Origin of the sequence: Bradyrhizobium sp. CIR48 (assembly GCF_014198315.1) — a bacterium.
Classification (GTDB): domain Bacteria; phylum Pseudomonadota; class Alphaproteobacteria; order Rhizobiales; family Xanthobacteraceae; genus Bradyrhizobium.
Window position 1 is genome coordinate 1 of the sequence record NZ_JACIHG010000021.1, and the last position, 21,188, is coordinate 21,188.

Sequence of the window (21,188 nt, forward strand, 5' to 3'; positions counted from 1 at the left end):
CTGGCTCACGGACGGCTCCTGTGAATGGGTGTGTGACAACCTCATTCTGGCACACTGATGCCGTAGGGGGCCGTCCACCCCATCACCACAGGGAGGAGTTTGGCGCAAAACTGGTAACTCCGAGTCCCCGCAACCACATCTCCCTGTGGTGATGGGTCCCCGCCTTCGCGGGGACGACAGCGGAGGATGCCGCGCCAATTCGAGCTGAAGTCCTAGATCTCAAATCCCCAGCATCATCTTCGCAATAATGTCGCGCTGGATCTCCGAGGTGCCGCCGAAGATGGTGTAGGCGCGGCCGTTGAGATATTCCGGCACCATTGTCAGCATCTCCTCCGGCGTCGGCGGCTCGTGGTTGAGCTTGTAGAGCGGGCGCATCGGCTCGACGGCAAGGGCGTCGTGGCCGATGACGTCGACGCCGAGCCGCGTCACGGCCTGGCGGATCTCGCTGTTGCGCAGCTTCAGGATTGACGACACCGCGCCGGGGTTTTGTCCGGTCTGCAACGCTGAGAGCACGCGCAGCTCGGTCATTTCAAGCGCGTCGATATCGACTTCCACCTCCGAGATGCGCGCGGCGATATCGGGACTGTCGATGGCGCGGCCGGTCAGGTCGGACTCGGCGAGGTCGGCGATCGCCTTCAAGCCCTCGCGCAGCTTGGCCGAGGCAATGCCCGAGCCGCGCTCGAACTCGAGCAGATATTTGCCGTAGGTCCAGCCCTTGCCTTCCTCGCCGACCCGGTTGGCCACGGGCACCCGCACGTCGTCGAAGAACACCTGGTTGACCTCGTGGTCGCCGCCGATGGTGAGGATAGGACGCGTGGTGATGCCAGGCGTCTTCATGTCGATCAGGATGAAGCTGATGCCGTCCTGCTGCCGCGGCCCGTCGCTGGTGCGCACCAGCGCGAACATGCGGTTGGCGTGATGCGCATGCGTGGTCCAGATTTTTGTGCCGTTGATGATGTAATCGTCGCCGTCGCGCACCGCGCGCGTCTTCAGCGAGGAGAGGTCGGAGCCGGAGCCCGGCTCGGAATAGCCCTGGCACCAGTAATCCTCGCCGGAGAGAATCCGCGGCAGGTAGAAGTTCTTCTGCTCGGGCGAGCCGAAGCCGATGATGACCGGCCCGACCATCTTCACGCCCATGACATTCACATTGGGCACGCCGGCCCGCGCGGACTCCGTCTCGAAGATCCAGCGCTGCGCCGGCGTCCAGGCCGGTCCGCCATGTTCGACCGGCCAGCCCGGTGCGCCCCAGCCCTGCCTGTGTAGCGCGCGCTGCCAGGCCATGCCGATATCAGGGTCGGAGAATACCGAGGGCGTCAGCGCGGTCGCGCGCTTCATCTCCTCGGTGAGATTCTTGGCAATGAAGCTGCGTACCTCGTCCTGGAAGGCGCGCTCTTCGGCATTGAACGACAGGTCCATGAGGCTCTCCCGGTATCAGGCCTTGCGGCCAAGTTCGGCGTGACGGGCATAGTGCTGCGCGCTGCCGCCGAACAGCGTGTCGAAGGCGACGAGGCGCTTGAAATAGGCGCCGACCTCGAGCTCCTCGGTGACGCCCATGCCGCCGTGGAGCTGGATCGACTGCTCGCCGACGAAGCGCGCGCATTTGCCGATCTTGGCTTTGGCGCCGGACGCGGCCCGTGCCCGCTCGACTGGCGCGGCATCTGCCTTGAGCGCAGCGCGCAGTGCCATCGAGCGCGCCTCGTCGACCTGCATCGCCATGTCGGCGAGGCGATGGCGGATCACCTGGTTGGCCGACAGCGGCCGTCCGAACTGCTTTCGGATCTTGGTGTATTCGAGCGTGGTGTCCAGCAGCGTCTGCATGATGCCGACGGCTTCCGCACCGAGCGCAGCCATGGCGCAGTCGACAGCCCATTCGATGGCCGGCAGTGCGTCGTGACCGTCGCCGAGCAGGGCGTCCTCGGGCAGATGCACGTCGCATAGCTCGAGGTTGCAGGCGCGCCCGCCGCCGAGGCGCGGAAAGTCGCTGACGACGAGGCCAGGCGTCGTCGCGGGCACGAGGAACAGGCCGGTCCGTCCCGAAGGCCTCTGATGATCATGAATGTGCGCGGAGACGATGATCTCATCGGCGGCATGGCCGTCGAGCACGGCGATCTTGCTGCCGGCAAGGCGCCAGCCCTGCGCGGTCCGGTCGGCGGCGGTTGCGACCTTGGCGAGATCGAACCTCGCCGCGCGCTCGGAATGAGCAAACGCAAGCTTCAAGGATCCATCCGCGATCTTCGGCAGGCTCTCCTGCTTCTGCTCATTGGTGCCGCATCTGGCGATCAGTGCGGCTCCCAGCACCACGGTCGCGACATAGGGCTCCGATACCAGCCCACGGCCGAACGCCTCCATCAGGATGCCGATCTCGACCGCGCCGCCGCCGAGGCCGCCGAACTGTTCGGGAAGCGGCAACGCCAGCCAGCCGAGCTCGGCGAACTGCTTCCACACCGCCGGGCTAAAGCCGAGCGGATCGTTCGCCATCTTGCGGCGGTGATCGGCATCGTAGCTTCCGGCCACGAAGCGCTCCGCGCTCTCGCGCAGCAGCCTTTGTTCGTCGCTGAGATTGAGATCCATCGCAATTACTCCGCGGCCGCCGGCGGCTTGCGCACGGAGGGATGCAGGCCCGAGGGATCGACGATCATGCCGAACTCCTGAAGGTTGTGGGCATGGCAGAGCTGATGCAGCGCAAAAGCCTGGTCGATTGCGGCAGGCTGGCCCATCACGTCGACCGAGCGGTTCACCGCTTCCTTGGTCATCTTCAGCGCGAAGGCCGGCTTTGCCGCAATCCTGCGCGCCAGCTCCAGCGTGCGCGCAGATAGCTCTACGCGCGGTACGACCTGATTGACCATGCCAAGCTGCTGCGCCACCTCGGCGCTCCAATTGTCGGCGGTGAACAGGAATTCCTTGGCCTTGCGCGCGCCGAGCTCCCAGGGATGCACGAACCATTCGACGCCGCAGACGCCCATGGTCACCACGGGATCGCAGAACTGCGCATCGTCGCTGGCCATGATGAGGTCACAGGCCCAGGCCAGCATCAGCCCGCCGGCGATACACTTGCCGTGCACCTCGGCAATGGTCGGTTTTGCGAGATTGCGCCAGCGCCGGGTGATCTGGAGATAGATTTCCTGCTCGCGCGCGAAGCGGCCATGGGCATTCGGCTCGGCAAAGCCGCCCCAATTTCCGATCGGTGGAAAATCGACGCCGGCGGCATTCTTGCCGCCGGGACGCAGATCATGGCCGGAGGAGAAGTGCGGACCGTTGCCGGCGAGGATGATCACCTTGACCGTATCGTCCTGCACCGCCGCGTCGAAGGCGGCGTTCAGGTCGTAGGTCATTTGCAGGTTCTGCGCGTTACGCGCTTCTGGCCGGTTCATCACGATCCGGGTGATCGCCGGATCCGGCCTCTCCACGAGGATGGTCTCGAACGAGGTCATCGCGTTTCCCCCGGTGTTCTGTCTTATCGTTTCGTCGAGTTGACTATGTCGGTCAGGGATAGGCAAGAGGCTTGCGTCAGTCGGCTGAGGTGCGCTCATCCGGCGCAGTCATTCCGGGATGGTCCGAAGGACCAGACTTGGAATCTCGAGATTTTCAGGTGCGCAAGGGCGCACCATGGCTCGCTTCGCGCCCCGGAATGAACCCGAAAAGCTGGTACCGCGTTATCGCTATCTGATATTGAGTTACAGGATTCCACCGGGAGAAATTTAATGCGCAAGATCCTGACCGTGCTGGCGGCGCTGGCCTCGCTGAGTCTCACCAATTGCGGCTACAACGCGATCCAGAGCGAGGACGAGCAGATCAAGTCCAACTGGTCCGAGGTCGTGAACCAGTATCAGCGCCGCGCCGATCTCGTGCCCAATCTCGTCAACTCGGTGAAGGGCTTCGCCCAGCAGGAGAAGGATGTGCTGCTGGGCGTCACCAATGCGCGCGCCAAGGTCGGCAGCATCCAGGCGACGCCCGAGGTGCTGAACGATCCAGCCGCCTTCCAGAAGTTCCAGGCCGCGCAGGGCGAGCTCTCCAGCGCGCTGTCGCGGCTGCTGGTCGTCACCGAGAACTACCCGCAGCTCAAGTCGGACGCACTGTTCAAGGATTTGATGTCGCAGCTCGAGGGCACCGAGAACCGCATCACGGTGGCGCGCAACCGTTACATCAAGGCGGTGCAGGATTATAACGTCACCATCCGCTCGTTCCCGAGCAACCTCACCGCGATGATGTTCGGCTACAAGGAGAAGCCGAACTTCTCGGTCGCCAACGAGAAGGAAATCTCGACCGCGCCGAAGGTCGATTTCAACCCGGCGCCGGCACCGTCGAAGTAAGCGCCCCAGATCCCGATGCGCGCCACGCCCTCTGCCGTCATTCCCCGCGAAGGCGGGGAATCCAGTACGCCGCGGCCTCTCCCTAGGTCTCTGGCGTCTCTGGAATACTGGATCGCCCGGTCCCGGCTACGCCAAGGGCTTCGCCGGGCACAGCGGTATTGGGCCGGCGAAGCGTCAGCGAAGACGGCAAGCCGGGCGATGACACTGAGGGTGCGGCGCGCGGTTTTCGTTGCGGCGCTCGTCCTCGCCTTCGCGCTCCCCGCCTCAGCCGACGTCGCCATCCCCGAGCTCACCGGCCGCGTGGTCGACCAGACCGGGACGCTGTCCAGCAGCAACGTCGCCGCGTTGTCGCAAAGGCTGCGCGACTTCGAGACGCGCAAGGGCAGCCAGATCGCCGTCCTGATCGTGCCGACCACGCAGCCGGAGACGATCGAGCAATTCTCGATCCGCGTTGCGGAGGCCTGGAAGATCGGTCGCAAGAAGGTCGACGACGGCGCGATCCTCGTCGTCGCCAAGAATGACCGGCATTTGCGCATCGAGGTCGGCTATGGCCTCGAAGGCGCGCTCACCGACGTCACCTCGCGGCGGATCATCGATGAGATCATTACACCGAAATTCCGGGCAGGCGATTTCGGCGGCGGCATCTCGGATGGCGTCGATCGCATGATCCGGGTCATCGACGGCGAGCCGCTGCCGGTTCCGTCACCCACGGTGAGCTTCGGTCATCTGGATGACCTCGCGCCGGTCTTCATCGTGACGCTGTTCGCCTCGATCGGGGTCGGCGGGTTCTTCCGGGCCATGCTGGGGCGGCTGCTCGGATCCCTGGTGACCGGCGGCATCATCGCAGGGCTGACCTGGCTCATTCTCGGCTCCTTCGCGCTCGCCATCGCTGTCGGAGTCCTGGGCTTCATCATCGGGTTCGTCGCCGATCTGTTTTCGGCGATCATGCCGGCCACTGGCCGTTCGCGCGGCGGCTCGTGGTCGAGCGGCTCTTCGTCGGGTGGCTGGAGCAGCGGGTCGTCTTCCAGTGACAGCGGCAGCTTCAGCGGCGGTGGCGGCAGTTTCGGCGGCGGCGGCGCCTCGGGGAGCTGGTAGCGGTCATGAGCATCAAGCGCATTGCCAGACATCTCGTGCAGCATCATTGGCGCGCAAAGCAGATCTTTCCGCCGGCCGTGCTCGCCCGCATCGAGCAGGCGATCAAGCAGGGCGAGACCACCCATTCCGGCCAGGTCCGCTTCGTGGTCGAAGGCGCACTCGACGGCGCGCCGCTGTTCCGCAACCAGCCGGCCCGCGAGCGCGCCCTCGACGTGTTCGCGCACCAGCGCATCTGGGACACCGCACACAACAACGGTGTCCTGATCTATCTCCTGCTCGCCGACCGTGACGTCGAGATCGTGGCCGACCGCGGCATCCACGCCAAGGTTGGTGCCGAAGGATGGGAAAGCATCTGCCGCGCGATGGAGGCGGAGTTCGGCTCCGGCCAGTTCGAGAGCGGCGTCATCGCCGGCATCACGGCGGTGTCGCGCGAACTGGCGCGGCATTTTCCGCCCGGCGCATCGCATGCGAACGAGCTGCCGGATGCGCCGGTCGTGATGTGACGGACTGTGATGTGTGACGACGCACCTGCGGCGCGCTCCACTCTCTCTCCGTCGTCCTTCGAGGCTCGCTGCGCTCGCACCTCAGACGGTAGCGACTAAGGCGCTCATTCCGCGGCCGTTCATCTTCACCCGATTACGAATTGTTTGACGCCCGCCACACCGGTTCCACCTTCCCGGCCAAATTCGGCCCCGGATAACTTCCTAAAATTTCGGTAAGCGGGTCCGCAGGTAAGGATTTCGCAAGCAATGAAAGTTACCAAAAGGTCAACCCAGACTGGAGTATTTGAGCCGTGAGCGAACCAATGCCCGAGCAGGCTGCCCAGGACACCGGCGTCGTCGAAGCTGCGGCGACCGCGCCGCAGGCCGTCGAGGCCGCTGGGATCGAGGCTCCCTCGATTGCCCCGGACCATGAGGCGTCGCCCAAGCCGGATCCGGTGAAGGTCGAGCCGCCGAAGATCGAGGCGTCGCGGATCGAGGTGCCGAAGCTCGAAGCCAAAGCCGAAGCCAAGCCCGAGCCAAAGCCCGGCAAGCTGATCGTCATGGCGCCGTCGGAACGCTCCTGGGACCGTGAGGATTTTGCCCCGCATGTGAAGGCGGAGGAGCCGCGCGAGACCGGCAGCAAGCGCCGCCTGTCGGCGATGGCCGCGGTGGTGGCGATCGCCGCCGGCGTCGGCGCCATCAGCGGCGCGCTCGCAACTGCCGGCATGATGCATTTCGCCGCCCCGGCCCAAGCGCCGGTGCAGGTCGCCGACACCAGCGCGCTGGATGCTTCGGTCGCCCGGATCGATGCCGACCTCGTCGCACTGAAGGCTAACGTCGAGCACAGCTCGAAAACCGGCGTCACCCAGTTCAATCGGGCCAACGACCGCCTCGACAAGCTCGAGAAGGCGCAGGCCGAGCCGATGGCCAAAATCGCAAAATTGTCCGAGACCGTCGACAAGCTCCGCGCCGCGCCGCCTGCCGCCCCTGCGCAGGCCGCAGCAGCGGTGCCCAAGGAGACCACCGGCTCGATCGCGCCGACCCAGGTTGCGACCGCCGCCGCCGCACCGGCCCCAGTGGCTGCCGCGCCCAAGACCGAGGTCGGCCGCCTGCCGACGGTCGAAGGCTGGCGGCTGCGCAACGCCGCCAATGGCGGCGCGCTGATCGAGGGCCGTGACGGCCTCTACGAGGTCTATCCCGGCGATCCCATCCCCGGCCTCGGCCGCGTCGATGCGATCCGCCGCCAGGACGGCCGCTGGGTGGTCGTCACCAGCAAGGGCCTGATCGTCGCGCGCTGAGCGGCCCAGATACGACTTTCGAAAGGCGCTTCACCACCATGTGAAGCGCCTTTTTGCTTGAATAGGCGGACCGCTGCGGTGTTACCTCAGGCATGAGCCGCGCGTTGCGAATTCTCCTTGCTGCCGCCGTCTTGTTTGGCGGTACCGCCGCGCTATCGGCCGCGGAGACCGCGCCGCTGACGCGCGGCACCGCCATCACCGATCCCGATCTTCTGCGCAGGCTTGATGAGGGCAACGCTCTCACGCTCCAGCGCCTGTTGGCACCGGAGCGCAAGGCGGATGGGCCGCTGACGACCGACCGGCTGTTTTCAGAGCTGTCCCAGCTCAAGGACATTCCGCCGGCGATCGATGCGGAGGTCGACCGCTACGTCAAAGGGCAAAAGGCGGCCTATCCGAGCGAGACCATCGGCGTCGGCGAGGGCTTTGACGTCCAGCTGTTCGATCGGGCCGTGCTGAATTCTCGCGACACGCGCTTCGTGCTGGCCGGCATCGTCAACCGCATGGACCGCGCCTACGCCTCGGAGGAGTCCTGCGGCGAGATCCGGCTGCTCTATCGGCTGGCGCGTTTCGACGGCACAACCGCGACGCGGCTGCCGATGACGCTCAATCTGGTGATGAAGGCACGGGATGCGCGCCAGACGGACGCGAACGGCAAGCCGATCAGCTGCGCTGAACTCGCGCGGCGCTGGCTCGACAACGGCAATTGGCAGGAGCTGATCGGCAGCCGGGACGACGCCATGCTCGATCGCATCGAGACCAACATCCAGCTCTCGGTCGCGGCGAAGTCGGCGCTGCATGATTTCCGCTCCGACTATCTGCTCAAGGTGTTCAAGTACAATTCCGCCACGAAGGCCTTCGAGGAATCGACGCTGGAGAACCAGATCGACCGCGACCGGATCATGGCTGACGATGCGCTTCGGCGCGACTTCAAGGATTGGCTGCTCGCACCCGAACATCTTCGCGAGTTCGATCGTGGCACCGTGCTGATCCCCGAGAAATTCCTGGCCAGGAGTGCGGTGGTGCCGACGCCGGCCGGGCTCGATGCATCAGTGCTGCAGCCGGAGTTCGGCATGATGCAGGCTGAAGGGGAGGGCCAAGCGGTCTTCACCGACAACGACGTGGTCGGTGCGCTGAAGCAGGCGGCAACGCGCGGCGACCTGCAGAACATCCGCTCGGTCGCGGGCTTCCAGCGCCGTCTCAACGACGTCACCTGCTCAGGCTGCCACCAGACCCGCGGCATCGGCGGCTTTCACTTTCCGGGCGTCGATTGGCTGGCGGACAAGCCGTCGAACTCCGCCATCGTGCCGGCCTCGCCACACTTTCTCGGTGACCAGCCTCGCCGCCGCGACATCCTGACCGCATTCGCCGCGGGCAAACGCCCTGATTTCTCACGCGGATTTGCCAGCCGGCCGCAGACCCGCGGCAGCCGGGAGCTCGCCGGGAGCGAGTATCAGGACGGCTGGGGCGCGCATTGTTCCCTGCAGGAGGCGGGATCGGGAACGCGGGATGAGAGTTTTACGTCATGGAGCTGTGCTAACGGTCTCACCTGTCAGGCTGCCGCGGCCTCGCGCCGCATCGGCATGTGCTTCATCAAGACGCGTTGAGCCCGCAAAGCGATTTGGATGATTCATGACGAATACTGGCGACGCCAACAAGGAGCGCAATCGCGAGATTGCGCGCAATGAGGAAGTCAAGCAGGTCACCGGCAGCGCCCGCGTCAGCATCTGGGCGATCGCGATGGCCGTGATCGTCGGCGGCATCCTGTTCACGCTCGGCTGGCTGTCGTTGAGGTAGTTTCCCTTCGCCTCTCCCCGCAAGCGGGGAGAGGGGAAAGAAGGAGTCTTCACTTCGCGTAGTTCGTCATCCGCTTGCCCGGCAGCAGCTCATACGCCGGCTTCCAGCCAGGTAGCGCGGCCATGCGGCCGAGCCAGGCGTGGATGGCCGGATGGCTCGCCGCGAAATCGAAGCCGTGCTCGTCGCTCGGATAATGCAGATAGGCCATCATCGAGATATCAGCGACCGTCGGCTTTGCGCCGATCGCGAATTCGTTGTGCTGGAGATGGCCGTCGAGGATGCCGAGGAAATCTTCCAGCCGGCGGCGAAAGTGCTTCAGCACCTGCGGGTCGTTCTTCTCGGTGAAGGCGCGCATGAAGCGATAGGTCGCCATGTAGCCGGTGAGCTTGTGGTTGTCCCAAAACAGCCAGCGCAGCAGCTCGAACTTCTCTTCCTCGGTGTCGGCGCCGAAGCGGCCGTATTGCTCGGCGAGCTTGAGCAGCAGCGGCGCGGTCTGCGTCATCTTCACGCCGTCGACTTCAAGCACCGGGATTTCGCCCATCTCGTTGACGGCCTTGCGCCATTCCGCCGTGCGCGTGACGCCGCCGCCGAAATCGGTCCAGACCGGCTCGAACCTCTCGCCACAAAGCGTCAGCATCAGCGCCAGCTTGTAGCTGTTGCCGGATTCGGGGAAGTAGTGCAGGCGGTAGCTGGGCATGGGACCTCGCGGCGTTGTTTTTGCCGGTAGTTTATAGCGAGATCGCCCGGCATCGTCATTGCGAGCGTAGCGAAGCAATCCAGCAATGCATCCGCGGTGGGATTCTGGATTGCTTCGCTGCGCTCGCAATGTCGGGGTTAGAGCGGCGCGCTCCTATCCCACCGCCCCCGACGACCGCAGTTGCTTGATCGCGGTCTCGTCGTATCCCGCCTCGCGCAAAATCTCGTCACTGTGCTCGCCCACAGCGGGCGGCTTGCGCGGCTGGACCTTCTTGGTGCCGTCGATCCAGATCGGGCTGGAGATGGTCAGCATGGTGTCGTTCTCAAACGGCACCAGCACCTCGTTGTCGAGCATCTGCTTGTCGTTGGGGATGTCGTCGAGAATGGCGACGACGCCGAACACGAGGCCGTTGCCGTCGAGAATCTTGCGCCATTCGGCAAGATCCCTGGTCGCGAAGGTCTCGTCGAAGATCTTGATCAGCTCCACCGAGCGGGCGTGACGGTCGGGTTTGGTGGCGAAGCGCGGATCGGTGATGAGGTCTTCGCGCCCCAGGCACTTCGCCAGTGTCGGAAACTGCTTCTCTTCGCTCAGCAGCGACAGGATCAGCCAGCGGCCGTCCTTGCATTGATAGTGGTTGGCGACAGCGTTCAGCGCGCGCTCGCGCGGACGCCGCTCGCCGAACTTGGCGCCGCAGAGCTTTGCCTGCGCCAGCACGCTCGCGGCCCACACCCCGTTCGCCATCAGATTGGAGGCGACGTGCGAGCCCTTGCCGGTCTTCTCGCGCTGATAGAGCGCGGTGACGATGGCGCCGTAGAACGCCATCGCGCAGGGATGGTCGCCCATGCCGGCGACCGAGCGGGCCGGCGTGGTGTCGGTGTCGGCGCGGACCAGGTCCATCAGGCCGGAGCGCGCCCAATAGGCGTTGCTGTCGAAGCCGGGCTTGTTGGCCTCTTCGCCCTTCTCGCCATAGCCGGTGAAGGAGGCGTAGATCAGCCGGTCGTTGAGATGGGCGAGGTGATCGTGGGTGATGCCGAGCTTGGCGCGCACCGGCGGCGGCATGTTGGTGATGAAGACGTCGGCCTCTGCGACCAGCTTGTAGAGCACGGCCTGCGCTTCCGGCTTGGCGAGGTCGAGCGCGATGCTCTTCTTGTTGCGGGCCTCCAGCAGCCAGGCGAAATTGTGCTCGCCGGTGGGATAGCCAGGCAGGTTCGGCAGATTGCGGTAGGGATCGCCGGCGCCGGGCGGCTCGATCTTGATGACATCGGCGCCGAAATCCGACAGCACGGTCGCGGCCGCGGGCGCTGCGATAAAGCTCGCGCAGTCCAAAACCTTCAGGCCCGCAAAAATGCCTTTTTCCATCGCGGCGTTGCTCCCTCGCTCTTGTCGTTTCCCGCGCGCTGGAATTGGCGCGGGCAGGTGATGGAGCAATTAGACTGATGTTTTGCCGGGATGCAACGGCGCCCGGCGCAGGGCCCATTGCGGCGGTCGGCGTGCGTCCGGTGGGCGCTAATTCCATCCCCGTCACCCTGAGGTGGCCGCTTCTTCAGCGGCCCTCGAAGGGCGACGGCCCGGCTGTATCGGGGCCGTTCATCCTTCGAGGCTCCCGGCGCGATGCCTGGCATCGCGCCACTCGCGCCTCAGGATGACGGAAGTGCTATTGCGATACTGTGAGATCCGAATCCGGACTTGCCGCTCACTCCTCCCCGGCAAGCAACGCCGCGTTGCCGCCCGCCGCGGCGGTGTTGATCGTCACGGTCTGCTCGGTCGCGAAGCGGGCGAGGTAGTGCGGGCCGCCGGCCTTGGGGCCGGTTCCGGACAGGCCGTTGCCGCCGAACGGCTGCACGCCGACGACGGCGCCGATCATGTTGCGGTTGACGTAGATGTTGCCGACCTGCACGCGGTCGATGATGGCTTCGATGGTGTCGTCGATGCGGGAATGGACGCCGAGGGTGAGCCCGTAGCCGGAGCGCTCGATCGCCTGCAGCACGCGTTCAAGATTTTCGGCACGGTAGCGCACGACGTGGAGGATCGGGCCGAACACCTCCTCGGTGAGCTGGCCGGCGTCCCTGAGCTCGAAGATGTGCGGTGCCACGAAGCAGCCTCGCGGCGCCGTGCCTGCAAAATGCAGCTTCGCCTCACTCTTCATCCGCGCAATATGGGCAACGAGGCGCTGCTTGGCCTCCGCGTCGATCACAGGGCCGACATGGGTCGCGGCGTCACAGGGATCGCCGATTTTCAACTCGCGCGCGGCGCCTGCGATCATCTCGATCATGCGGTCGGCGACGTCCTCTTGCACGAACAAGAGCCGCAGCGCCGAGCAACGCTGGCCGGCGGAGCGGAACGCCGAGGTGACGACGTCGTCGGCGACCTGCTCGGGCAGCGCGGTTGCATCCGCGATCATGGCATTGATGCCGCCGGTCTCCGCGATCAGCGGCACGATCGGCCCATCCTTGGCGGCGAGCGTCCGGTTGATGCTGCGGGCGACCTCGGTCGAGCCGGTGAAGACGACGCCGGCGATATCGGCGTGCGCGGTCAGTGCGGCACCGATGCGGCCGTCGCCGACAACGAGATGCAGGGCATCTTTCGGGATGCCGGCTTCGTGCAGCAGGGCGACAGCCTCGCGCGCGATGCGCGGGGTCTGCTCGGCGGGCTTTGCCACCACGCTGTTGCCAGCCATCAGCGCCGCCGTGACCTGGCCGAGGAAGATCGCCAGCGGAAAATTCCACGGCGAGATCGCGACGAAGACGCCGCGGCCGCGCATCGCGAGCGCGTTGCTCTCACCGGTCGGGCCCGGCATCGCGGCATCACCGCCAAACAGCTTGCGGCCTTGCGCAGCATAATAGCGGCAGAAATCGGCGGCCTCGCGCAGCTCCGACAGCGAATCGTCGAGCGTCTTGCCGCCCTCGCTTTGCAGCAGCGCGATGAAGCGGGCGCTGCGGCTCTCCAGGAGATGCGCGGCTTGCTCCAGCGCCGCCGCGCGCGTGGCCGCCGGCGTCCGGCTCCAGGCGGCGAAGCCAGCGCGTACCGCGGCCACCGCCGCATTGGCTTGATCCGGAGTGGCGTCCGCAATCGGCTGGAGATCGGTCGCCTCGGCTTTGACGTCAGCGAGCAAATGATCGAGCGCGACGCGCGCGCCGAATTCGACGCCGCGCGAATTGCGCCGCTCCGGCGCGAACAGATCGCCCGGTAATGGGATTTTCGGATGCGCTGCCGCTTGCGGTCGGACGATGGCATCGGCCGGACGCTGCAATAGCGCCGTAACAGGCACGCGATAATCCGCGGCCTGCGCCACGAACGACGAGTTGGCGCCGTTCTCCAGCAGACGCCGCACCAGATAGGCGAGCAGGTCGCGATGGCTGCCGACCGGCGCGTAGGTGCGGTAAGCGATTTCGGGGTGATCCTTGGCAAGCTGCTCGTACAGCGCTTCGCCCATGCCGTGCAGGCGCTGGAATTCGAACCCGCCGCTCTTTCCGGCGAGTTCCAGCACGGTCGCGACCGTCAGCGCATTGTGGGTAGCGAATTGCGGGAAGATGCGCGGCCGCAAGCTCAAAAGCTTCGTCGCGCAGGCGACGTAGTTCAGATCCGTCATCGCCTTGCGCGTGAACACGGGATACCCGTCGAGCCCGCGTTCCTGCGCGCGCTTGATCTCGGTGTCCCAATAGGCGCCCTTGACCAGCCGCACCATCAGCCTGCGGTCATGCGCGCGAGCGAGCGCATCGACATAGTCGATCACCGCGCTGGCGCGCTTCTGATAGGCTTGGATTGCGAGGCCAAATCCGTCCCAGCCGGCCAGCGAGGGATCGGCGAGCGTTGCCGCGATCACGTCGAGCGACAGCTCCAGCCGGTCGGCCTCCTCGGCATCGACGGTGAAGTTGAGGTCATGTGCCTTGGCGCGCTGCGCGAGATCGAGCAGCAGCGGCACCAGTTCGGCCATCACGCGCTCGTGGCTGATCGCCTCGAAGCGCGGATGCAGTGCCGAGAGCTTGACCGAGATGCCGGGCCGGTCGGGCAGGGGATGGGGACCCGCAGCCTTGCCGATCGTCTCGATCGCACTCGCATAGGCATCGAAGTAACGCTTGGCATCCGCCCCCGTGCGCGCGCCTTCGCCGAGCATGTCGAAGGAATAGCGCGGCTTCTGGCCGGAGCGCGGCTTGCCCCGCTCCAGCGCCTGCTCGATGGTCTCGCCCAGCACGAAATGATTGCCCATCAGCCGCATCGCCTGGCGCGTGGCGGTGCGCACCGCAGGCGCGCCCAGCCGCTTGACGAGACGGCCGATGGTGCCGTCGGGCGTCTCGCCGGGCTGGATCACCCGCGCCGACAGGCCGAGCGCCCAGGCCGAGGCGTTGACCAGGAACGCGGTGGACTTGGTCTCGTGGTGGATGAAGTCGCCCTCGCCGAGCTTGTCCTCGATGAACTGGTCGGCAGTGCGCGCATCCGGCACGCGCAGCAGTGCCTCCGCCAGCACCATCAGCGCGAGCCCTTCCTTGGTCGAGAGCGCAAACTCCCGCAGCATGTCCTCGACCCCACCGAGCCGGTCGTCGCGCTTGCGGATCGCCTCGATCAGCCGCGTCGCAGTACGGTCGATCCGGGCTTCCTGTGGCGGAGACAGATGCGACGCCGGCAACAGCCGCGCGGCGATCTCGGCATCATCGGGCGCGTAGGCGGCGGTGAAGGGCGGTGGGATGTTCGGCATGGCGTGTCCTGTGGCTCAATCCAGGATAAGGCTCGCATGACCGTAGTTCGATAGACAATCTAGCCGATTTGCCTTAGAAAATGAAGATCGGAAGCGACCTGACCTGATAAACTATGGAACTCGATCGAATCGACCGGAAGATCCTCTCGATTTTGCAGGAGGATGGGCGCATCGCCAATGTCGAGCTTGCCGAGCGCATCGGGCTGTCGCCGACCTCGATCGGCGAACGGCTGAAGCGCTTGCAGCGGGAGGGCTTTGTCGAAGGCTATGGCGCGCGGCTCAACCCGCATCGGCTCGGCCTCGGTTTGTTAGTGTTCGTCGAGGTGCTGCTCGACAAGACCACGCCGGACAATTTCGAACGTTTTGCGCGCGCGGTGAAACTCGCGCCCGAGGTGCTGGAGTGTCACATGGTTGCCGGGGGCTTCGACTATCTTGTGAAGGCGCGGCTAGCCGACATGGCGGCGTATCGACGCTTCCTCGGCGAGACCCTGCTGTCGATGCCGGGCGTGCGCGAGACACGGACCTATGCGGTGATGGAGGAGATCAAGCGCGACGCACCGTTACCGGTGGGCTGACGAAGTGCCGTCGCGATTGTCATTGCTGAGGCGTTGAACGAGCGGTCCTCGCGGGAAATAGCTCTCCGTGTGCAGTCGCAACGCCTGTCGTCGAATGCACTGGCCGTCTTCTAAAATTTTCTTGGCCCGGCTCCCGGAAGGGTCCGGGAGGCAGCAAAAACTGGCGGGCTTATACTTTGAGGTTCTCTGCGGAGGTCTTGCCCCGGTTTGCGATCTCTTCGTATTCCACCGTCTGTCCTTCGTTCAGGGACGACAGACCGGCTTTCTGCACTGCCGAGATATGCACGAACACATCCTTGCCGCCCGACGCAGGCTGGATAAATCCATAACCCTTCGTCGGGTTGAACCACTTGACCGTACCTTTAGCCATCACGACTTCTCCGCGGGTCTTCCTCCGAGATCTCGAACCGCCAGTCCCCGCCAACCGGCCGGTTCGGTCCTAACAGGATACGCGGAATGTGGCCGGCTTGGTAGCTCAAACCACATCGGCCTTTTGCCGAATTCCGCTCAACTTCGCGGCGTTTTTGCCGGTTTTGCCCGTTTCGCGGTCAAATGGCCGGAGCGCGGCGGATGTACTGTAGACAGAAGGAGCGAGCAGCCACTCTTCCTTACCCTCCCCCTCCAGGGGAGGGTAAAGAGAAAACGCTCCGGTCCTTCAATACGTCGCGGCCAGGTAATCGACGATCTTGCCGACATCGGCATCGTCGATCGGCGCGCCATAGACCTTGATCATCTTGGTCACCTCGGCCTGCCAGAAGCCTTTCTTGTCCTTCATCGGCGGCTGCGTCTTGATGTAGTCGGCCGAGTGGCAGGCGCTGCAATTGCCCTGGACCACTTCGAGATTGGGCCCGGGCTTGAATGCGGCGACCTCGTCCGGAAGCTGGTAGTTGACGGGGGCCGCGGTCACGGCGCCGAGACCGGTGGCGAGGGCGAGCGTGATAGCGAGGAGAACGGTGCGCTGCATGGTCATTCTCCCTCAGGCCACGGTGACGCGGACGGTTTCGACGACGTTGCGTAGATAACCCGCCGGGTTCCAGCGCGGCGTATCCGGCTGCGTCTCGCCGCCATTGCCGGTGGCACGCACCTTGAGCTCAACGCTGCCTGCCGCGAGCTTCACCGGCAGCTTCCATTCACGGAACGAATATTTGCCGAGATCCTTGCCGAGCTTGGCGCTCGTCCAGGTCTTGCCGCCGTCGGTGGAGACCTGGACCTCCTTGATGCCCTTGCCGCCGTCGAAGGCGATGCCGCGCAGGGTCGTAGCTCCGGCCTTCAGCTTGGCGCCATCAGGCACGCTGGTGATGAAGGAGCGGATGGTGAAGCGGTTGATAGGGATCGTCGCCTTCGGCGTAGTGCCGGGCTCGATCGCGTTATCAGGCGTATCCGGAATGCGATAGGCCGACTTCATCCAGAAGCCTTCATAGATGTTGTCGATGACGGTGATCTCGTTGAGGTGCTTGACCCAGTAGGTGCCGTAATAGCCCGGCACGATCAGGCGCAGCGGGAAGCCGTTGAGGAAAGGCAAATCTTCGCCGTTCATGCCATAGGCCAGCATCACCTCACCGTCTCTGGCGTGATCGATGTCGAGTGCCTTGACGAAGTCAGGCGTCTTGTCGCTGACCGGCCCGTCCATGCCGTTGAAGGTGACCTGCTTGGCGCCGCTCTGCACACCGGCCATCTCCAGCACCGCTTTCAGCGGCACGCCGCGCCAGCGCGCATTGCCCATCGCTCCGTTGGCGAGCTGGCCGCCGGCAACGCGCGGCTCGAAGAAGCCGCGGCTGTTGCCGGAGCACTGGTTGACGGCGACGATCTCGGTCGCCTTCATCTTCCTGATGTCTTTCAGCGAAAGTTTCAGCGGCTTGTCGACCTTGCCCTTGACCTCGAGCGTGAACTTGTCGGGGTCGAGATTGTAGGGCAGGTCCGAGAGGTGATAGCGCACGAAGAACGCATTGTTTGGCGTGATCGGGCCGTCGTTGAAGATCGCGAACGGCGTCTCGAGCTGCGGCGGCCGGCTGGTGAGCCCAATCATCGCTCGCTTCTGCGGATATTTCACCAGCGGCCGTTCGCCATTGGCGAAGGGCAGGGTCACGGTATCGAGTGCCAGTGCCCTGGTGGAATTCAGTGTGGCGGCGAGTGTGGCAAGCCCCGCTCCTTTGAGCAGGTCGCGTCGATCGAACATCTGGTCCCCTCCCGGAGCTTTTCGTTGGCTTGTGGTCATCACCGCGAGCCGCGCTCATCTGTCGCAACGATTTGAACGAAGTCAATTCGTGCTTTCGCAGCAGGCCCATGCCGCTGCGTTGCAGCACGCCGGTGTTACGTGGACGATTTTGGTTGTCTCAATGTCGCCGCGCGCTCGCTGCACCTCTCCCGCTTGCGGGAGAGGTCGCGCCCGGGCGATGCGAAGCATCGTCGCGCGCGCGGGTGAGGCTTTTCTCCTGTAGGGGAGTGTCCCATTGCGGAGACACCCTCTCCCCAACCCTCCCCCGCAAGCGGGGGAGGGAGCGCATCGCCTCCGTCGCTCACAAATCACGCTGCGACGCGCTCGGTTCGATCGACCAGCGCCGTCAGCTCCCGCGCATCCGCGACGACCCGCACCGCCATCGGCTCGTCGCGGCCGCGGATCGCGACCTCCTGTTGCGGCAGCGTATCGTCGGCGAGGCCCGCCGTGCTGCGGATTTCGTCCGAGACGATCGCCTCGCAGGCCAGCGTCTTGGTCATGTCCTGCAGCCGGGCGGCGACGTTGACGGCATCGCCCAGCGCCGTGAAGACGATGTGATCGCGATAGCCGATGTCGCCGATGATGACCTCGCCGCCGTGAATGCCGATGCCGAAGCGGATCGGCTGGCGCAGATCATGGCTCAACAGCTGGTTCAGTTCGTCGATATGCGTGGCGATGCCGCTGGCAGCCTTCAGCGCCTGCCGGCAGGCGGTTTGCGGATCGGCCGTGAGCCCGAACAGCGCCAGCATGCCGTCGCCGACGAACTGGTTCGGCTGGCCACCATTCTCGATCACGGCCTGCGACACCGCGCCGAGGAAGCGGTTGACGATGAAGACGGTGTCGAACGGCAGCCGCTTCTCGGCGAGCTGGGTCGAGCCGCGCATGTCCACGAACAGGCTGACGAGATAGCGCTCCTGGCCGATCCTAGCCGGCGCCGAGGCCTGCGCGTTGGCCGACGACGTTTGCGGGGTGAACAGCTGGAAGAAGGAGAGATCCGACGTCGGCCGCAGCTGGCAGGCCAGCCTGATCGAGGGGTCGTTGGTGCCGACGCGGGTCAGCACGAAGGCCTCGCGCTGCGACGGCTCGGGCAGGACCCCATGATCGCCGATGACACGGATGCGGCAGGTCGAGCAGCGGGCGCGGCCGCCGCAGACGCTGGCATGCGGCAGATTATGGCGCAGGCTCGCTTCCAGCACGGAGAGGCCCTTGGGAACCCGCACCGTCCTGCCATTGCCGTAGGACAGCGCGATCATGCCGCCGCGCCGCTCGCGCCAGGCCCGCACGCCGCGTGCCGCCAGCGCCAGGCCAAGCAGCCCAAAATAGGTGATGGTGAAGGCGCCGGTGATGCGATCGAGCGTGTTGCCTTCCGCGACCGTGCCGACCTGGCGTCGGGTGAGATTGTGCGTCCGCCATTCCCCGTCATCGGCCTCGATCGCGACGCTGCGGCCGCCCTGGTAGATGCCGAGCAGCGACAGCGTCGGGACCAGCACCGCGGCGGCGAGCAGATAGGGCGCGGCGCGTGTGAAGAACGGCTTGAGGCGGAGCCAGAAATAGATTCCGATGCAGCCGTGCACCCAGGCAATGAGCAGCAGGATCGTCATCTGCCAGAGCCGGCCGGGCGCTGCGACGAAGAACAGATAGAGCTCCTGCGGATAGAGCTTCTGGTGATCGTACAGCGTATAGCCGAGCCGCACCCCGACCACGTGCGCCATGACCAGTGCGGGGATGCTGAGGCCCAGCACGAGCTGCAGCGGCTCGATCGTCCGCCAGCGGAACTGCCGGCGCTGGTACAGCGCATAGATGCCGAGCCCCATATGGGTGAGCGCGGCGGTGTAGAACACGATCGAGACGGGGAGAAATTGCCAGAAGGCGGTGTGGTAGTAGACCCCAGCCTCCATGGCCTCGACCGAGATATTGCCGAGCGCGTGGTTGAGGAAATGGCTGATCACATAACAGAACAGGATCACGCCGCAGACGAGCCGCACCTGCCGCACGCTGGTCCCGCGGACGAGTTCGGAGATGGATGCAGCAGCGGTGGCCATGATTCGGTTGTATCAGTTCATGAAGGAGAACAGCCAGCGTAGCGTTTAATTCCCGATGTGGACAGGTTGCGGGATCACATGCGCGGCAAGGTTACGAATTCGTAGGGTGGGCAAAGGCGCGCCTTTGCGCGCCGTGCCCACCGTTTTTCCATCATATCCTGATGGTGGGCACGCTTCGCTTTGCCCACCCTACGGCGTCCGCGTTGAGGCTGGGATCGCCGCTTGCCCATCCCCCCGCATTGACTCCCCCTCCCAGGTTGGCGAAAAGCGCGGCCGTGACGACAGCCCCTGACATCACCATGCCCTCTGGCGGCGCCTCGCGTCGTCCCCTTGTCATGGCCGTAGCAATCATCGCCGCGATGACGCTGCTGCGCATCGTCTACGCCTGCGCCATCGAGCTGCGCACCGACGAGGCCTATTACTGGACCTGGTCGAAGGAGGGGGCGCTGAGCTTCCTCGATCATCCCCCGGGCATCGCTTGGCTGATCCGTTTCGGAACCGCGATCTTCGGCGACACCACGCTCGGGGTCCGCTTCGGCGGCATCGTCGCGATGCTCGTCACGCAGCTCCTGCTCGCCGACATCGTCCGCCGCCTCACCCATGATGTACGCGCCGTATTGTTCGCGGTGCTGATGCCGGAAGCTGCACTTTACTACGGCCTGCTGATGGCCAAGGTCGCGCCCGATGTCGCCATGATCCCGTTCGCGGTGGCGATGATGTGGTCGCTGGTGCGGCTGACGCAAAGCGGCGACGGACGCTGGTGGCTTGCGGCCGGTCTGTTCGCCGGCCTCTCGATGCTGTCGAAATTCACCGCGATCATGTTCGCCCCGGCGGTTGCCGCCTTCCTGCTGGTACCGGATTGGCGCTGGCGCTGGCTGCGCAGCCCCTATCCTTATCTCGCGGTGCTGGTCGCAATCGCCGTGTTCTCGCCGGTGCTGATCTGGAACGCGCAGCACGATTGGGCCTCGTTTCGTTTCCAGGGCGTACGCGCCACCGCCAATTACGGCATCTCGCTGCGGACCATCGGTGACTTCATCGGCCTGCAGTTCGGTCTGGTCGGCTTCGTCATGCTGCCGGTGGTGCTGACCGGCCTGGTGCTGACGGCATGGCGCGGCTATCGCACGCGCGAGCCCGTTGGAATTCTCTTGTCGACGGCGGTGCTGGTGCCGTTCGCCTATTTCCTCTTTAAGTCGACCACGCTTCGGGTCGGCGACACCTGGCCGATGTTCATGTGGCCGGTCGGCTTCGCCGCCGCGGCCGTGAACCTCGCGGCGATGATGAAGGAGGATTGGTCGCCACGCATGCTGAGGTCGTCGCTGTTCTGGGCCAAGACCGCTGTCGTCTCCGGCATCGCCTTCGTCGTGATCGTGTTCCTTTATTACGTCGCCGCGCCCTGGAATCTGCTCGGCAAGATCGACCCGATCGGCGCGGAAGCCGGCTACGAGCAGGTCGCCGCGCGCGCGCAGGCCGCGCTCGACGAAACAGGCGCGACCTGGATCGCGACCACGGACTATCGCACCTATGCCATGATGCGCTGGCTGTTCCGGGGCCGCGTGCCCGTCATCGAGATCAACGAGCGCGGCCGCTTCCAGGATTTCCGCGATCCCGGCATGGACCGGATCAAGGGCCATGCCGGCATCTATGTCGGCCGCGAGCCGGACAATCGGTCTTCGTTGTGGGAGAACATCCCGGCGAAGCGCGAGCATCTCGGCGAAGTCGAGCGCCGCTGGCGCGGTGTTCTCGCGGATACCTACGTGATCGAGAAGCTCACCGATTGGACGCCGGAGTTGTCACCGCCGAAGGATTCGCCGCTGTTTTGGTGGAAGGTGCTGGCGGGGGAGTTTGAAAAGCGGGAGCGCGCAGCGCGAGCGGTGTGGGGTGATTTCTCCACACGGGCAGTATCGTAGGGTGGGCAAAGCGAAGCGTGCCCACGCATCTTTGCGATCGAGAGAGATGGTGGGCACGGCGCAAGCGCGCCTTTGCCCAC

At 65.1% G+C, this 21,188-nt stretch carries 18 protein-coding genes; 8 read left to right on the forward strand and 10 right to left on the reverse strand.

Going from position 1 to position 21,188, the window contains the following annotated elements:
• Positions 1-219: 219 nt before the first annotated feature.
• Genes GGD66_RS39725 through GGD66_RS39735 form a run of 3 tightly spaced genes read right to left on the reverse strand, consistent with a single transcriptional unit; the run spans position 220 to position 3,431 of the window.
• Positions 220-1,416 (reverse strand): acyl-CoA dehydrogenase family protein, encoded by a 1,197-nt coding sequence (locus tag GGD66_RS39725; RefSeq protein ID WP_018317250.1) that lies wholly within the window; start codon positions 1,414-1,416, stop codon positions 220-222.
• Between the two features lie 15 nt (positions 1,417-1,431).
• Positions 1,432-2,571, reverse strand: a complete 1,140-nt coding sequence (locus GGD66_RS39730; RefSeq protein ID WP_183261978.1) for an acyl-CoA dehydrogenase family protein — start codon at positions 2,569-2,571, stop codon at positions 1,432-1,434.
• 5 nt (positions 2,572-2,576) lie between these two features.
• Positions 2,577-3,431 carry an enoyl-CoA hydratase gene (locus GGD66_RS39735; protein ID WP_183261980.1) on the reverse strand — a complete coding sequence of 285 codons (855 nt, stop codon included), beginning with the start codon at positions 3,429-3,431 and terminating at the stop codon, positions 2,577-2,579.
• A 270-nt stretch (positions 3,432-3,701) separates the two neighbouring features.
• On the opposite strand from GGD66_RS39735, the gene GGD66_RS39740 reads away from it, so the two are divergent.
• The 6 genes from GGD66_RS39740 (at position 3,702) to GGD66_RS39765 (ending at position 8,979) form a co-directional block, all read left to right on the forward strand.
• The gene (locus GGD66_RS39740) at positions 3,702-4,310 is read left to right on the forward strand and encodes a LemA family protein (RefSeq protein WP_018317247.1); all 609 of its coding nucleotides are present in this window, start codon (positions 3,702-3,704) and stop codon (positions 4,308-4,310) included.
• 198 nt (positions 4,311-4,508) lie between these two features.
• Positions 4,509-5,405 (forward strand): YgcG family protein, encoded by an 897-nt coding sequence (locus GGD66_RS39745; protein ID WP_183261982.1) that lies wholly within the window; start codon positions 4,509-4,511, stop codon positions 5,403-5,405.
• A gap of 5 nt (positions 5,406-5,410) precedes the next feature.
• Entirely contained in the window at positions 5,411-5,908 is a 498-nt protein-coding gene (locus GGD66_RS39750; protein ID WP_183261984.1) for a TPM domain-containing protein, read from the forward strand.
• A 302-nt stretch (positions 5,909-6,210) separates the two neighbouring features.
• Positions 6,211-7,185: a hypothetical protein gene (locus GGD66_RS39755; RefSeq protein ID WP_183262039.1), complete on the forward strand. Its 975-nt coding sequence runs from the start codon at positions 6,211-6,213 to the stop codon at positions 7,183-7,185.
• 92 nt (positions 7,186-7,277) lie between these two features.
• Positions 7,278-8,789, forward strand: a complete 1,512-nt coding sequence (locus GGD66_RS39760; RefSeq protein WP_183261987.1) for a hypothetical protein — start codon at positions 7,278-7,280, stop codon at positions 8,787-8,789.
• Between the two features lie 25 nt (positions 8,790-8,814).
• Complete coding sequence (locus GGD66_RS39765; RefSeq protein ID WP_018317242.1) at positions 8,815-8,979, forward strand: hypothetical protein; 165 nt, start codon at positions 8,815-8,817, stop codon at positions 8,977-8,979.
• A gap of 49 nt (positions 8,980-9,028) precedes the next feature.
• Here GGD66_RS39765 and GGD66_RS39770 read toward each other — a convergent pair whose 3' ends face one another.
• The 3 genes from GGD66_RS39770 to putA form a co-directional block, all read right to left on the reverse strand.
• A complete protein-coding gene (locus tag GGD66_RS39770) occupies positions 9,029-9,676 on the reverse strand; it encodes a glutathione S-transferase family protein (protein WP_183261989.1) in 648 nt (215 codons plus the stop codon).
• A 153-nt stretch (positions 9,677-9,829) separates the two neighbouring features.
• Positions 9,830-11,035: a CaiB/BaiF CoA-transferase family protein gene (locus tag GGD66_RS39775; RefSeq protein ID WP_183261991.1), complete on the reverse strand. Its 1,206-nt coding sequence runs from the start codon at positions 11,033-11,035 to the stop codon at positions 9,830-9,832.
• Positions 11,036-11,369: 334 nt separating this feature from the next.
• Positions 11,370-14,369 (reverse strand): bifunctional proline dehydrogenase/L-glutamate gamma-semialdehyde dehydrogenase PutA, encoded by a 3,000-nt coding sequence (gene putA, locus GGD66_RS39780; protein WP_183261993.1) that lies wholly within the window; start codon positions 14,367-14,369, stop codon positions 11,370-11,372.
• Positions 14,370-14,482: 113 nt separating this feature from the next.
• On the opposite strand from putA, the gene GGD66_RS39785 reads away from it, so the two are divergent.
• Entirely contained in the window at positions 14,483-14,944 is a 462-nt protein-coding gene (locus GGD66_RS39785) for an Lrp/AsnC ligand binding domain-containing protein (RefSeq protein ID WP_018317238.1), read from the forward strand.
• A 169-nt stretch (positions 14,945-15,113) separates the two neighbouring features.
• Here GGD66_RS39785 and GGD66_RS39790 read toward each other — a convergent pair whose 3' ends face one another.
• From GGD66_RS39790 to GGD66_RS39805, 4 genes are all read right to left on the reverse strand, one after another.
• The gene (locus tag GGD66_RS39790) at positions 15,114-15,314 is read right to left on the reverse strand and encodes a cold-shock protein (protein WP_008134691.1); all 201 of its coding nucleotides are present in this window, start codon (positions 15,312-15,314) and stop codon (positions 15,114-15,116) included.
• A 285-nt stretch (positions 15,315-15,599) separates the two neighbouring features.
• Complete coding sequence (locus GGD66_RS39795; protein WP_026201815.1) at positions 15,600-15,908, reverse strand: sulfite:cytochrome C oxidoreductase subunit B; 309 nt, start codon at positions 15,906-15,908, stop codon at positions 15,600-15,602.
• A 12-nt stretch (positions 15,909-15,920) separates the two neighbouring features.
• Positions 15,921-17,120 carry a molybdopterin-dependent oxidoreductase gene (locus GGD66_RS39800; RefSeq protein ID WP_183261995.1) on the reverse strand — a complete coding sequence of 400 codons (1,200 nt, stop codon included), beginning with the start codon at positions 17,118-17,120 and terminating at the stop codon, positions 15,921-15,923.
• 347 nt (positions 17,121-17,467) lie between these two features.
• Positions 17,468-19,201 carry an adenylate/guanylate cyclase domain-containing protein gene (locus tag GGD66_RS39805; RefSeq protein ID WP_183236910.1) on the reverse strand — a complete coding sequence of 578 codons (1,734 nt, stop codon included), beginning with the start codon at positions 19,199-19,201 and terminating at the stop codon, positions 17,468-17,470.
• Positions 19,202-19,500: 299 nt separating this feature from the next.
• Here GGD66_RS39805 and GGD66_RS39810 point away from each other — a divergent pair, with 299 nt between their 5' ends.
• A complete protein-coding gene (locus GGD66_RS39810) occupies positions 19,501-21,108 on the forward strand; it encodes a glycosyltransferase family 39 protein (protein WP_183262041.1) in 1,608 nt (535 codons plus the stop codon).
• Positions 21,109-21,188 lie beyond the last annotated feature (80 nt).

Excerpts from the sequence above, each read along its gene's own strand:
- GGD66_RS39725 (WP_018317250.1), bottom strand. The coding sequence starts at position 1,416 with ATGGACCTGTCGTTCAATGCCGAAGAGCGCGCCTTCCAGGACGAGGTA.
- GGD66_RS39730 (WP_183261978.1), bottom strand. The coding sequence starts at position 2,571 with ATGGATCTCAATCTCAGCGACGAACAAAGGCTGCTGCGCGAGAGCGCG.
- GGD66_RS39735 (WP_183261980.1), bottom strand. The coding sequence starts at position 3,431 with ATGACCTCGTTCGAGACCATCCTCGTGGAGAGGCCGGATCCGGCGATC.
- GGD66_RS39740 (WP_018317247.1), top strand. The coding sequence starts at position 3,702 with ATGCGCAAGATCCTGACCGTGCTGGCGGCGCTGGCCTCGCTGAGTCTC.
- GGD66_RS39745 (WP_183261982.1), top strand. The coding sequence starts at position 4,509 with ATGACACTGAGGGTGCGGCGCGCGGTTTTCGTTGCGGCGCTCGTCCTC.
- GGD66_RS39750 (WP_183261984.1), top strand. The coding sequence starts at position 5,411 with ATGAGCATCAAGCGCATTGCCAGACATCTCGTGCAGCATCATTGGCGC.
- GGD66_RS39755 (WP_183262039.1), top strand. The coding sequence starts at position 6,211 with ATGCCCGAGCAGGCTGCCCAGGACACCGGCGTCGTCGAAGCTGCGGCG.
- GGD66_RS39760 (WP_183261987.1), top strand. The coding sequence starts at position 7,278 with ATGAGCCGCGCGTTGCGAATTCTCCTTGCTGCCGCCGTCTTGTTTGGC.
- GGD66_RS39765 (WP_018317242.1), top strand. The coding sequence starts at position 8,815 with ATGACGAATACTGGCGACGCCAACAAGGAGCGCAATCGCGAGATTGCG.
- GGD66_RS39770 (WP_183261989.1), bottom strand. The coding sequence starts at position 9,676 with ATGCCCAGCTACCGCCTGCACTACTTCCCCGAATCCGGCAACAGCTAC.
- GGD66_RS39775 (WP_183261991.1), bottom strand. The coding sequence starts at position 11,035 with ATGGAAAAAGGCATTTTTGCGGGCCTGAAGGTTTTGGACTGCGCGAGC.
- putA (WP_183261993.1), bottom strand. The coding sequence starts at position 14,369 with ATGCCGAACATCCCACCGCCCTTCACCGCCGCCTACGCGCCCGATGAT.
- GGD66_RS39785 (WP_018317238.1), top strand. The coding sequence starts at position 14,483 with ATGGAACTCGATCGAATCGACCGGAAGATCCTCTCGATTTTGCAGGAG.
- GGD66_RS39790 (WP_008134691.1), bottom strand. The coding sequence starts at position 15,314 with ATGGCTAAAGGTACGGTCAAGTGGTTCAACCCGACGAAGGGTTATGGA.
- GGD66_RS39795 (WP_026201815.1), bottom strand. The coding sequence starts at position 15,908 with ATGCAGCGCACCGTTCTCCTCGCTATCACGCTCGCCCTCGCCACCGGT.
- GGD66_RS39800 (WP_183261995.1), bottom strand. The coding sequence starts at position 17,120 with ATGTTCGATCGACGCGACCTGCTCAAAGGAGCGGGGCTTGCCACACTC.
- GGD66_RS39805 (WP_183236910.1), bottom strand. The coding sequence starts at position 19,201 with ATGGCCACCGCTGCTGCATCCATCTCCGAACTCGTCCGCGGGACCAGC.
- GGD66_RS39810 (WP_183262041.1), top strand. The coding sequence starts at position 19,501 with ATGCCCTCTGGCGGCGCCTCGCGTCGTCCCCTTGTCATGGCCGTAGCA.